This window comes from Cellulomonas fimi ATCC 484, assembly GCF_000212695.1.
Lineage (GTDB): Bacteria > Actinomycetota > Actinomycetes > Actinomycetales > Cellulomonadaceae > Cellulomonas > Cellulomonas fimi.
This window is the reverse complement of sequence record NC_015514.1, coordinates 4,097,520-4,110,102: the sequence shown is the minus strand read 5'-3', so window position 1 is coordinate 4,110,102 and position 12,583 is coordinate 4,097,520. Positions and strand designations below refer to the sequence as shown.

Genomic DNA, 12,583 nt, shown 5'->3' with positions numbered 1-12,583 from the left:
CTTCGCTTCGTGCCCTCGACGACACCGTCCGACGCCCCCGCGCTCCGCGGCGAGGACCTGCGCCTGGCCTACCACGGCACCGTCGTGGTCGAGCGTGCCGGCCTGCGCCTGCTGCCCGGCGAGGTCACCGCGCTGATCGGACCCAACGGCTCCGGCAAGTCCACCGTCCTGCGCGCGCTCGCCCGGCTGCACAAGCCCGAGGCCGGCACCGTCGCGCTGCCCGACGTGCCCGACACCCGCACGCTCTCGGCGTCCGAGTTCGCCCGCCGCGTCACGCTGCTGTCCCAGTCGCGGCCCACGCCGTCGGGCGTCTGCGTGCGCGACGTCGTCGGCTACGGCCGCCACCCGCACCGCGGTCGCTGGCGGCAGTCCGACCCCGACGGCCCGCGCGCGATCGCGTGGGCGATGGACGTCACCGGCACCACCGCCATGGCCGAGCGGCCCGTCGACGAGCTGTCCGGCGGCGAGCTCCAGCGTGTCTGGCTCGCGACCTGCCTCGCGCAGGACACGCGCGTCCTGCTGCTCGACGAGCCCACGACGTACCTCGACCTGCGCTACCAGGTCGAGATCCTCGACCTCGTGCGCGACCTCGCCGACGACCACGGCGTCGCCGTCGGCGTCGTCCTGCACGACCTCGACCAGGCCGCCGCCGTCGCCGACCACGTGGTGCTGCTGCGCCGCGGCGAGGTCGTCGGCGCGGGCCTGCCGCACGAGGTGCTCACCGCCGACGCGCTCACCGAGACCTACGGCATCCGCATCGACGTGACCGTCGACGAGCACGGCCGCGTGCACACGCGCCCCGTCGGCCGGCACACCCGGCGCACCCGCACGCTCGCCGCCGTCTGAGGCGCGCACCGAGCCGAGCGTCCCCGAACCCGCACCGCCCGCACACCCGCTCCGCCCCCCGCGGAGCAGCCACCACCACCGACGAGGAACCCCATGCGAAACCTGCGCGCCCTGCCCGCCGCCGCCCTGGCGGGCACCGCCGCCCTCCTGCTCGCCGCCTGCGGCACGACCGAGGAGGCCGGCGCCGCCGAGCCCAGCACCTCCGCCGACGTCGCGGGCGGCCCGGTCACGATCACCGACGACCGCGGCGAGGAGGTCACGCTCGACGCCCCCGCGACCGACGTCGTCTCGCTCGAGTGGGGCCTGACCGAGAACCTCCTGACGCTCGGCGTCACCCCCGTCGGCCAGGCCGACGTCGCGGGCTACAACACGTGGGACACGGTCGTGCCGCTCGACGCGTCGGTCGCCGACGTCGGCATGCGCGGCGAGCCGAGCCTCGACGCGATCGCCGCGCTCGACGCCGACCTCGTCGTGACCACCACGGACCTCCCGGAGGAGGTCATCGCGCAGATCGAGGAGCAGGTCCCGGTGATCGCGCTGCGCGGCTCCGACGCGAGCGACCCGATCGGGCACATGCGCCGCACGGTCGAGGTGCTCGGCGAGGCGACCGGCACGTCGGACGCGAGCGAGAAGGCGCTCGCCGACTTCGACGCGGCGGTCGAGGACGCCAAGGCCGAGCTCGACGAGGCCGGGCTCGCCGGTGCGCGCTTCACCATGGCGGACGGCTGGCTGTCCGACGGTGCCGTCTCGGTCCGCATGTACACCGAGGGCTCGTACCTCGGGGGCGTCGCGGCCCTGCTCGGCCTGGAGAACGCCTGGACGGGCGAGGGCGACCCCGACTACGGCCTGGCGACGACCGACGTCGAGGGTCTGACGAACCTCGGCGAGGACGTGCACTTCCTCTACGTCGCGAACGACACCGAGGGCGGCGACGCCTTCACCGAGGGCCTGTCCGGCAACGCGATCTGGCAGCAGCTCCCCTTCGTGACGGCGGGCGACGTGCACCGCCTGCCCGACGGCATCTGGATGTTCGGCGGTCCGGCCGCGGGTGAGGCCTGGATCGACGCGACGGTGGACGCGCTGACGAAGTGAGCCTCGGTCTCGACGAGCAGGTCGACGCCCCCGGCGCACCCGCCCGGCCGGGCGGGGGGACGGTCACGGCCGCCCCCCGCTCGGTCGCGCAGCGCGCGCTCCTGGTGGGCGTGTTCGTCGCCGGTGCGGTGCTGGTCGCCGTGCTGGCGCTGGTCGACCTCACGCTGGGCACCTCCGACGTGGGGGTGGCCGACCTGCTGCGCCTGCTGACGGGCTCCGGCGACGACGAGGCCCTCGCGGTGCTCGTCGCGTCGCGTGCCCCGCGGGTGCTCGCCGGCCTGCTCGTCGGGGCCGCGCTCGGGGTGTCCGGGGGCGTGCTGCAGTCCGTGGCGCGCAACCCGCTGGCCTCCCCCGACACGCTCGCGGTCAACGCGGGCGCCTACGTGACCGTCGTCGTCGCGAGCGTCCTCGGCCTGTCGCTGCCGTTCGCGCTGAACGGCGCGCTGACGTTCCTCGGCGGGCTCGCGGCCGCGTCGTTCGTGCTCGCGATCTCCCGCGGCGGCGCGAGCGGGCCGTCGCGCCTCGTCCTCGCCGGGTCCGCGACGATGCTCGCGCTGTCCTCCGTGACGTACCTGCTGATGATCCTCTTCGAGGAGGAGACGCAGGGGATGTTCGCGTGGGGCGAGGGCACGATCGTGCAGTCCGGGTCGCAGAAGGTGGCCCAGGCTGCACCCGTCGTCCTCGTCGCGATCGTCGTCGCGGTCGTCTGGGCCCGCCGTCTGGACCTGCTCGCGCTCGGCGACGACACCGCGTCCGTGCTCGGGCTCGACGTGCGCCGCACGCGGCTCGTCGCCGTGCTGCTCGCGGTGCTGCTCGCCGCGCTCGCGGTGAGCGTCGCCGGGCCCGTCGGCTTCGTCGGCCTGTCCGCGCCGGTGATCGCGCGCCTCGTCGCGTCCCGCGTGCCGGGCCTGCACCGGCACCGGCTGCTGCTGCCGTTCGCGGCGCTCGCCGGCTGTGCCGTCGTGCTGGCCGCGGACGTGCTGATCCGCCTCGCCGTGCCCGCGCGCACGGGCGTCATGGTGCCGACCGGGGTCGTGACGACGCTGCTCGGGGCCGCGCTCATGGTGTGGCTCGCGCGCCGCCTGCGCGCCTCGGGGCCGGTGCGCGTGACCGCGTCCGTCGGTGCCCGCACCGCGTCGCACGCCCGCGTCGCGACCGTGCTCGGCGTGCTGACGGCGCTCGTCGTCGCGCTGCTCGTCGCCGGCCTGCTGCTGGGCGACCGCCTGCTGCTCACGGGCGACGTGCTCAACTGGCTCTCCGGGGTGAGCGGCCGGCAGGTCACGTTCGTGCTGGACCAGCGGGTGCCGCGCGTCCTCGCGGCCCTGCTCGCGGGGGCGGCGCTCGGGCTCGCCGGCACGTCGGTGCAGGCCGTGGCGCGCAACCCGCTCGCCGAGCCGGGGCTCCTCGGCATCACCGGCGGGGCCGGGGTGGGTGCAGTCGTCGCGACGGCGCTCGTGCCGGGCGCGTCGGTGTGGACGGTGTCCGTCGGTGCCGTGCTCGGCGCGGTGCTCACGTTCTCGCTCGTCTACGGCCTCTCGTCGCGGCGCGGGCTCAGCTCCGACCGGCTGGTGCTCGTCGGCATCGGGGTGTCCGCGGCGGCGACGTCCGTCATCACGCTGCTCGTCGTGCTCACCAGCCCGTGGAACACGACCATGGCGCTCACGTTCCTGTCCGGCTCGACGTACGGGCGCACGGCCGCGCAGGTCTGGCCGGTCGGCATCGCGCTCGTCGTCCTCGTGCCGCTGCTGCTGCGGTGGCGTCGCGACCTCGACGTGCTCGCGCTCGACGACGACGTGCCGCGCGTGCTGGGCGTCGCGCTGGAGCGCACGCGGTTCGGGCTGCTCGTCGTCACCGCCCTGCTCACCGCGTCGGCCGTGTCGGCCGTCGGCGTCGTCGGCTTCGTCGGCCTCGTCGCGCCGCACCTCGCCCGCGCGCTCGTCGGCTCGTCGCACGCCCGCGTCGTGCCCGTCGCCGCGCTGCTCGGAGCCGTCGTCCTGAGCCTCGCGGACACCGTCGGGCGGACCGTCATCGCGCCCGCGCAGATCCCCGCGGGCCTCGTCACGGCGCTCATCGGCGCGCCGTACTTCGTCTGGCTCCTGTGGCGCACGCGCCGCTCCGCGTGAGTGTGACGTGGACAGGGGTTTAGGCAAGCCTCACCTTCCCGTAGGCTGACGCACGTGACGACGACCACGACGACGGACGCGCTCGCGACCGCCACCGAGGCCCTGCCGTTCCGCATGTTCGCCGTGCAGGTCGCGGACGTGCAGCGCCTGTGCCCGAGCGTCCTGCGCCTGACCTTCACCGGCGACGACCTGGACCGCTTCGCGGACAACGGGTTCGACCAGCGCATCAAGTTCTTCCTGCCGCTGCGTGACGCCGGCTACGACGAGCTGCTCTCCCTCGACGGCTCCGCCGACTGGTACGGCCGCTGGCGCGCCCTGCCCGACGAGCGTCGCCACACCGTCCGCACCTACACCGCGCGTGCCGTCCGCCAGCACCGCCGCGAGCTCGACGTCGACGTCGTCCTGCACGGCGACCTCGGACCCGCTTCCCGCTGGGCCGGCAGCGCCGCCCCCGGCGACGAGCTCGTCATCCTCGGCCCCAACGCCGACGCCGTCGGCCCGCACGGCGGCGTCGACTTCGTGCCCCCGGCCCGCACCGACCGCCTCCTCATCGCCGGCGACGAGACCGCGCTGCCCGCCATCGCCGGCATCCTCGAGCGCCTGCCCGCCGACGCGCGTGGCGAGGCCATCATCGAGATGCCTCACCCGGAGGACCGCCTCGACCTGACCGCCCCCGCGGGCGTCACCGTCCGCTGGTACGGCCGCGGGGAGAACCCGCACGGCTCGCTCCTCGTCCCGGCCGTCCAGGCCGCCGCCGCCCGCATGCTGCCCGGCCAGGCTCCCGCCCCCGACGTGGTCCTCGAGGACGTCGACGTCGACGAGGGCATCCTGTGGGAGGTGCCCGTCGACTGGGCGACCGGCGCCCCCCTCGCCGAGGAGGCTCACCTGTACGCCTGGCTCGCGGGCGAGGCCGCCGTCATCAAGACGCTGCGCCGCCACCTCGTCGCCGAGTGCGGCGTGGACCGCAAGGCCGTCGCGTTCATGGGCTACTGGCGCGAGGGCCGCTGCGAGGCGAACTGACCGCGGACCCGCCGCGAGGGTGCCTCCTCACGGTCAGGCGTGCCCACGATCGTCACCGTCGCATGCCTCCACGTCGAGCCTGCCCGGATCAGGCGATCGCGAATGCGCCGGCCGGGAGCCGATGCGCATCCTTGACGTCGTTCGAGCAGCGGGCCGGCGGCACCCCGAGCACAGTCGGTCAGATGCTCATCACGGCGCGCACCCGCGGGAGCGTCGTGCGCCGCATCGCGCAAAGCACCCGGTCGAGTGACGCGCCCGTCGTGAGTCGAAGGCGTGTCCGATCGTCGGTCTGACGACGGGCGGGCGCTCTGCGGTCGAGGCTCAGGTGGGCCTCCCGGGACCGCTCGCAGCTCGTCGAGCTTTCTCGCGATCGACGCCCCATCGACGGAGATCTGTTCAGGCGCCGTGCGCGCATCGGTGCCGCCCTCCCCGTCGCGAGGTGGCTCCGTGGCATCGCTGGGAGAGGTATCACAACGAGGCAGGCGCTACTCATCCCTGTTGGGATGCGCAGGCGTTGCACGGCCGGCCCGGCGCTCTGCACACGGGGAGGTGGTTCGCATGAGTACCCTGCTCGGCTCCGGTCAGGCCGCTGCGTCGCCAGGCATGCCGACGATGCCGCCGCACTCTTCCAGTGCTCCACCTGAGCGCGATCAGCCGATCGTTCCCACCAGTGCTGAGGAGGTCAGGAGTCGAGCCGCGACTGGGGCGTGGGACTGCTACGTAGAGGCGACGTGGAACTCCTCGCGGACTTGGTGGTGGTCCGCAGGTGGCACGACTCTGCGACTCGCTACGGCAGTCGCCGCAGGCCTGTCGGCCCTGAGCACGGTCACCTGGTCCGATGGCTGGACCCAGGCGCTGGCGGTCGTGACTGCGGTGTCGGCGGCCGCCAACGTTGCTCTCGACCCGGCTCGCAACACCGAAGCCCACCGCCGCGCGGCAAAGGACTACCGTCGCATGCAGATCCGCTTCAACGACCTTCGAGCGTGGGTCGAGATGCGACAGGCGGCGCTGGCCGAGGACGAAGCGATTCCTTCGGAGCAGCTCGAGGAGTTTGTGCACGCTCTCCTGGCAGCTGAGGCACGTCGCGAGGCCATCGCAGATGCATCGCCGCCGCGCACGGAGCGCCTGAGCGGGGACCCGGCCGTGCGGCAGGACTGGACACGGTGGAGTTACGGCCGCCTCACAGCTCACGAGGAGTGGAGTCGCCGGGCGGCAGTCGTCTTGGCAGCCCGAGAACGTCGGCTATCTTCGCCGCCGACAGTGCGCCTCGACGAGCAGGGCAACATCAGCAACGTCGTCTGGCCGGAGGCGCGCGACGCCGACGACGCTTCGGTACGGGACGAGCCGGACACGCGATCGGTGCCGACGCCACGGCCGTAGCAGCTTCGAACTGGGGCAGCCGCCGGCCGAGTCGGCTGCGCAACCGCAAACGGTGGCGGTCTCAACCCGTCAACGCACCACACGGAAGGATTCGTGCGGGAGGTTGAGCGGTGGCGCTGGTGGAGTCGGTCGAGGATCGGGTGTGGGCGGGATGGCGCGCCGGGGAGTCGCTGCGTTCGATCGTGCGGGCGACCGGCGCACCCCGAGAGACAGTCCGTCGAGTGCTGGTGGCTCACGGCGGCATCCGTCCAGCGCCCCGCCGGCGGGCTCCGCTGCGGTTGAGCGCGCAGGACCGTGAAGCGATCTCGCGTGGGCTCGCGGCGGGCCGGTCGTGTCGCGAGATCGCGGCGGATCTCGGCCGATCCGCCTCGACCATCTCCCGCGAGGTCACTCGGAACGGCGGGCGAGCCGCCTACCGCGCTGTCGATGCGGAGACCGCCGCGCTCGTGCGGGGTCGGCGACCGCAGACGACGAAGCTCGCGCTGGACCCTGAGCTCGCGCAGGCGGTTCGAGCTCGGCTTGAGCTCGACTGGTCCCCGCAGCAGATCGCGGCCTGGTTGGCCCGCTCACGCCCGGACCCGGCACAGCGGGTCAGCCACGAGACGATCTACCGGACGCTCTACACCGCGGCTCGCCGGGAGCTCGGCGACCGGCCGCACAGGCATCTACGCACGGGCCGGCCGATGCGCCAGCCGCGGTCGGCGCGCCGCCCCGACGGGCGCGGGCGCCTGCGGAACATGACGTCGATCCATGCCCGCCCCGACGACGTCGCCACGCGAGCCGTGGCCGGGCACTGGGAAGGAGACCTGGTGATGGGCCGCCGGCCGAGCGCGGTCGCGACCCTGGTCGAGCGCCAGACCCGCTACCTGCGACTGGTGCGACTACCCGAGGGGTACCGGTCAGAGCACGTCCGAGAGCAGCTCACCTCCGAGCTCGCGCAGATCCCGGCCTGGATGCGGCTGTCGCTGACCTGGGACCGCGGCCGAGAGATGGCCGAGCACCAGGAGCTGACGGCCGCCTCTGGGGCGGCTGTGTACTTCTGCGACCCGCGCAGCCCGTGGCAGCGCGGCACCAACGAGAACACCAACCGGCTGCTGCGGCAGTACCTGGGCAAGAGCGCGGACCTGCGGTCCCTGACCCAGCACGACCTCGACGCCATCGCGATGCGCATCAACGACCGGCCGCGTCGCGTCCTGGGCTGGGACAGCGCGACCGACCGCTACCAGCGCCTCATCAGGGATCGCTACCTCGCTGACCGTCTCAGTGAGGGATCGACCAGCGAGACGCACTCCGCGATCCACCCACCTTCATCCGCTGAGCACGTGGCAGCGTCTCATTAGACCCGCCCGCGAATGTGCCCGGTTGAGGTCGCTCAACTGCGACACTGCACGCATGACCGCCATCCTCGTCGGCTACGCCCGCTGCTCGACCGCAGGGCAGGACCTGACCGCCCAGCAGCTCGCGCTCCGAGCGCTGGGCGTCGAGCCGAGCCGGGTCTACGTCGACCAGGGCATGACCGGTACCAACCGGGCTCGGCCCGGACTCCGCGAAGCGATCGCTGCGACCCGCGCCGGGGACACCCTCGTCGTGACCAAGCTGGACCGTCTCGCCCGCTCCATCCGAGACGCGCGCGACATCGTCGATGAGTTGACCGGCGCCGGTGTCCGCCTGCAGATCGGCGCCAGCGTCCATGACCCGGCCGACCCCGTCGGGCGGTTGCTGCTCAACGTGCTGGCGATGGTCGCCGAGTTCGAAGGGGACCTAATCCGCAGCCGCACCCGGGAGGGTATGGCTGTTGCCCGCACCAAGGGGCGGCTGCGTGGGCGTGCCCCGAAGCTCTCCGGCGCTCAGGAGCGCCACTTGGTCGACCTGCACCGCGGCGGCCGCCACACCTCGGCCGAGATTGCCGAGCTGTTCGGTGTGTCGCGCGCGACCGTCTACCGCGCCATCCAGCGCGCCGGTGATCCCACGAACAGCGTTTGACCAGCAGACATCGCTCGCCAGCGAGCGGGAGTGGAACGCGGGCCGGGGGTCGAGCGTGCTCCCGTAGACCTGCGCGCCTGGCTCGCGATCTCAGCCGCTCGAGCGGCCCGTGAAACGGCTCGCGAGTGAGCGGCGTGCGGCCCAGAGCGCGCAGCCGGCGCAGATGTACACCCCGGGTGTGCTGCCGAGCTCGGCGGCGTGTGGCCGCACCCGGCCGCAACAGCCGCAGGTCCTGCTAGCGGCGGGAGGTTGGTTTGCTGGGGATGTCATGGCCCAGGGTGGCTCATCGGCGACGACGGCGTCGATGGTTGGCGGGTCAAGCGCAGCAGGAGGTCGGCATCTCGTTGCGGAACAGTCCGGCGGCGATGCGCAGGCTCTCGGCCATCGTCAGGTAGGGCGCCCAGGTGTCGGCGACGTCGTCGACGCTCATGCCGGCCCGGATGGCGTAGGTGGCGGCGAGCATGATCTCTCCTGCGCCGTCGGCTAGGGCGTGCACACCTAGGGCGCGACCCGTGGTGGCGTCGGCGACTACCTTGACCACCCCTCGGGTGTCGCGGTTGACCAGGGCCCGCGGAACGTCGGAGAGGTCCAGCACCCGGCACGCGCAGGCGTAGCCCTGCTCGAGCGCTTCTTCCTCGGTCATCCCGGCCGAGGCGAGCTGAGGGCTGGTGAAGACCACGGCGGGCAGGCCGTTGTAGTCGACCTGCGCGTCGGGCGGGCCTGCGGGGCCGGCGAGTGCGTTGCGCGCGGCGGCCCGGCCGGTTGCGGCGGCGACGTAGACGTACTGCGGGGCACCGGACACGTCACCTGCGGCGTAGACGCGGGGGTTGGTCGTGCGCTGGAGCGCATCGGTGCGGATGAAACCTCGCTCGTCGAGGTCGATGCCCGCGGCCGCGAGCTCCAGCCCGTCGGTCCTGGCCGACCGGCCCACGGCGACCAGAAGCCGCGCGCCGCGGGCCGCCGCACCCGAAGCCGCCCGCACCACAACCTGATCCCCTTCCACCGCGACAGAGACGGCGTGCTCTTCGAGCATGACGATGCCGTCGTCGGAGAACACCCCGCGCAGCCCCTCGGCCAGCTCCGGCTCGGCGCGGGGTGCCACGCGCCCGACCAGGGAGACCCTGGCTCCGAGGTGGGCGAAGAGCTGCGCCTGCTCCAGGCCGACGTAGCCACCGCCGACCACCACCAGCGACTCAGGTACCTCGTCGAGCTCCATGGCTGTCGTCGACGTCAACCAGTCCACCGAATCCAGACCCGGCAGCGCGGGAACCACCGGTTCGGAGCCGGTCGCCACGACGTACGCCCGGGCGCGCATGGCCTGCCCGTCGACGGCGAGCGTGTCCCGGTCGATGAAGCTCGCCTGCCCCGAGATCACCTCGAACCCGTAGGCCGCCGCGACCTCGGCGTACTTCGCCCCTCGCAGGCGTTCGATCAGCTCGTCCTTCTGGCGCACCAACGCGCCCAGGTCCACCGCGCCGGCCGAGGTAGGAACTCCGTCGAACGGATTGTTCAGCGCCGCATGTCGGGCGCCGGCCGCCGCGAGGAGCGTCTTGGACGGGACGCAGCCGATGTTCACGCACGTCCCACCCAGAACGCCCCGCTCGACCAGCACGACACTGCGCCCCGCCTGCCGTGCGGTAATGGCCGCGGCCATCGCCGCGCCCCCCGACCCGACGACGGCCAGGTCTACGCCGGAGTCGTCATTCATGTCGCACTCTCTCCTCACCGAACGTCGCTACGCCAGGGTGGACCTTCCCCCACACTGGAAGGTCAAGGCGACCGGCGAAAGGACCCGACGATGCGCATCGGAGAGCTCGCTCGCGCGGGCGGGACCACGACGAAGACCCTGCGCTACTACGAGACAGTGGCACTGCTCCCAGCACCCGCGCGGACCGCCGCCGGCTACAGGGACTACGACGCCACGACCGTGGCCCGACTGGACTTCATCCGCCGCAGCCAAGCCGCCGGCCTGACCCTTGCCCAGATCCGCGAAGTCCTGCAGGTCCGCGACGCCGGCACAGCGCCCTGCCACCACGTCCACGAGCTCCTCGACCGGCGCGTCCACGAGCTCGACCGCCAGATCGCAGACCTCCAAGCGCTCCGCCTCACCGTCGCAGAGCTGCGCGACTCCGCCAGCGAGGCAGACCCCGAGACCTGCAACCCCTCAACCGTCTGCCGATACCTCTGAGCCTCGGCGTCGCGGACCTGGCTACGGTGCAGGCCGAGGGTGGTGCGTTGACGGGTTGAGACCGCCATCGTTATCGGCGCGCGAGGAGGGGTGCCCGACTTGACCCACCGCATTCGGCGACCGGTTTGCTGCGGGGGTATCGGTCGGTTCGGTTCGGGTGCTGTTTTCGGGTAAGCAATTGTCAAGCTGCAAGATCGTCGAAGACCCGGGCGTCGGCGCTCATGGACGGCGACTTGGCCCGACGATCGCTATGCGTCACCTGCCGCGACAACGGCATCCCGCCCGGGTATGGGGGTGTCCGCCGTGCTGGGCCAACTGGCGGCGCCGCACCGGGCTACAGCGTTACGTCTTGGTGCCCGCCTTCGCTGCCGTCGCTGAGGTACCAGGTGATGGTGAAGCTCTCGATCCCGCTGCCGGCCTCGGCGGGCACGGGCCACCAGGCCGCGAAGTAGCCGTCGGAGACGGTGGTCTCGATGACGACTCCGTCGGCCCGGGTGAGGGTGACTCGATCGACGTCGGCGCCAACGTGGCCGTAGGCGGATCGCCATCCTTCGTGGCCAAGTCCACCGCTCCACTCCGCCTCGGTCGCGCGGACCTGCACCACCCGGCCCGCGGTCGCCGTGCCGCCCGAGCCTCCACCAAGCTCGGCACTGTCAGGCATGAGGCACTCGTGAACCGATCCGATGCTTCGTCCCGGCACTTCGCTGCTCAGCAGCGCGTAGGTCCAGTCTCCGCGGCGCTCAACCAGGACGGTCCTCGCGTTCTGGACGTCCAGCGTGGCGCCCTCGCGGGAGCCGGCGATGAGGCGTCGGCACTGGGCGGCGCTCTGCGCCGTGTCGATCTGCGTGACGGGCTCCGGGCTCGCCGTCCAGCTGGCGAAGGCCACAGTCGCACCGATCCCGGGCACCACGGTGACGGCCATGGCCACGGCAGCGGCAGCCGCTGCCGGGAGTGCGAGCCATCGCCACGTCGGACGTCGGCGATCGACGTCGACGTCCGTGCCTGCCTCGTCGGCGATGCGGGTATCGAGAAGCGCCCGCGCTGCCGACAGGTCCTCGGCCCGGGTGGCGGCCGGAGCGAGCGCATCGAGGACGTCGTACGCGTCAGGTCTGGTCATGGCCTACTCCTGAAAGGGATGGCTGCGGGGTCGAGGGAACGAGCGGTCGGCCGTCCGGGGGGCTCGTCATCGTTCGCAGATTGCGTGAGTCGCCGCCGAGCTCGCGAAAGGCGGACGCGGAACGCCTCGGGCGAACAACCGGCAACTTCGGCTGCAGCTGCGGCCGACAAGCCGTCCCACGCGGTCAGCAGTAGCGCTTCTCGGTCGCGAGCATCGAGGTACGCCAACGCCGTCAGCACCCGCGTCCGCTCGCCGGCCGTGACGTCTGCCCCGTCAGCTGGCGGGGCCAGGTGGGCAATGCGTGCGAGCTCGAGTTCGACTGCGCGCTTGCGGTACAGCGACCGGCGCTGGTTGGCGATGGTGTTCTTGGCTACGACGAGCAGCCATGGCAGGGGTTCACCAGGTACGTCGGCTAGCCGGCGCCACGCGACGAGAAACGTCTCGGCTACCACTTCCTGAGCGGTGTGCGGATCGACGTGCCGCATCGCGTACGCGTGAACACGTCCAGCGTTCGCCTGCCACAGAGACTCGAAGCGCTGGGCTTCGAACTGGGCGGTCCCGTCCGGGGGGTCTGTGTCCACACTAGGAAGTGTCCGCACCCGGCGAGATGTGACGGGGAAGCGCGCATCAGTCTCCCCTACGTCGCCTCCGCTGACCTTCAGCGCCCGCGACTGCGGCCACGGTCGGCCGCGTCCCCCGAGGGCAGCTCTCCGGGGTTCGTTGCATGTCGGCGGACTGCCACGGTTGAGCGCCCGCGAGCCGCCGGGCGCTGGTCGCCTCTGGCAGCCGCTGGGCGATCCGTGGCGGTCACACCCTTGGCAGGACGCGTCCCGG

11 protein-coding genes are annotated in these 12,583 nt (G+C 72.7%); 8 read left to right on the top strand and 3 right to left on the bottom strand.

The window, feature by feature from the left end; all coding sequences use genetic code 11:
• Positions 1-9 precede the first annotated feature (9 nt).
• The 7 genes from CELF_RS18540 to CELF_RS18510 all read left to right on the top strand — a co-directional run bounded on the left by CELF_RS18540 (position 10) and on the right by CELF_RS18510 (position 8,444).
• Positions 10-846, top strand: a complete 837-nt coding sequence (locus tag CELF_RS18540; RefSeq protein ID WP_013772800.1) for an ABC transporter ATP-binding protein — start codon at positions 10-12, stop codon at positions 844-846.
• 93 nt (positions 847-939) lie between these two features.
• Complete coding sequence (locus tag CELF_RS18535) at positions 940-1,938, top strand: ABC transporter substrate-binding protein (RefSeq protein WP_013772799.1); 999 nt, start codon at positions 940-942, stop codon at positions 1,936-1,938.
• Complete coding sequence (locus CELF_RS18530) at positions 1,935-4,061, top strand: iron ABC transporter permease (protein ID WP_013772798.1); 2,127 nt, start codon at positions 1,935-1,937, stop codon at positions 4,059-4,061. The genes CELF_RS18535 and CELF_RS18530 overlap by 4 nt, the downstream gene beginning before the upstream one ends.
• Positions 4,062-4,115: 54 nt before the next feature.
• Positions 4,116-5,081, top strand: a complete 966-nt coding sequence (locus CELF_RS18525; RefSeq protein WP_013772797.1) for a siderophore-interacting protein — start codon at positions 4,116-4,118, stop codon at positions 5,079-5,081.
• Between the two features lie 558 nt (positions 5,082-5,639).
• On the top strand, positions 5,640-6,461 hold the full coding sequence (locus CELF_RS20550) for a hypothetical protein (protein ID WP_126297913.1): 822 nt from the start codon (positions 5,640-5,642) through the stop codon (positions 6,459-6,461).
• 110 nt (positions 6,462-6,571) lie between these two features.
• Complete coding sequence (locus CELF_RS18515) at positions 6,572-7,801, top strand: IS30 family transposase (RefSeq protein ID WP_013772795.1); 1,230 nt, start codon at positions 6,572-6,574, stop codon at positions 7,799-7,801.
• A gap of 52 nt (positions 7,802-7,853) precedes the next feature.
• The gene (locus CELF_RS18510) at positions 7,854-8,444 is read left to right on the top strand and encodes a recombinase family protein (protein WP_013772794.1); all 591 of its coding nucleotides are present in this window, start codon (positions 7,854-7,856) and stop codon (positions 8,442-8,444) included.
• 316 nt (positions 8,445-8,760) lie between these two features.
• Here the strand turns inward: CELF_RS18510 and merA are convergent, their stop codons facing one another.
• Positions 8,761-10,152, bottom strand: a complete 1,392-nt coding sequence (gene merA / locus CELF_RS18505) for a mercury(II) reductase (RefSeq protein ID WP_013772793.1) — start codon at positions 10,150-10,152, stop codon at positions 8,761-8,763.
• A gap of 90 nt (positions 10,153-10,242) precedes the next feature.
• Between merA and CELF_RS18500 the strand changes: the two genes are divergently transcribed.
• Positions 10,243-10,632 carry a heavy metal-responsive transcriptional regulator gene (locus CELF_RS18500; RefSeq protein ID WP_013772792.1) on the top strand — a complete coding sequence of 130 codons (390 nt, stop codon included), beginning with the start codon at positions 10,243-10,245 and terminating at the stop codon, positions 10,630-10,632.
• Positions 10,633-10,966: 334 nt separating this feature from the next.
• Here CELF_RS18500 and CELF_RS18495 read toward each other — a convergent pair whose 3' ends face one another.
• Together CELF_RS18495 and CELF_RS20105 are read right to left on the bottom strand one after the other, a co-directional pair.
• Positions 10,967-11,749, bottom strand: a complete 783-nt coding sequence (locus tag CELF_RS18495) for a hypothetical protein (RefSeq protein ID WP_013772791.1) — start codon at positions 11,747-11,749, stop codon at positions 10,967-10,969.
• Positions 11,746-12,330, bottom strand: a complete 585-nt coding sequence (locus CELF_RS20105; RefSeq protein ID WP_126297911.1) for an RNA polymerase sigma factor — start codon at positions 12,328-12,330, stop codon at positions 11,746-11,748. The genes CELF_RS18495 and CELF_RS20105 overlap by 4 nt, the downstream gene beginning before the upstream one ends.
• Positions 12,331-12,583 lie beyond the last annotated feature (253 nt).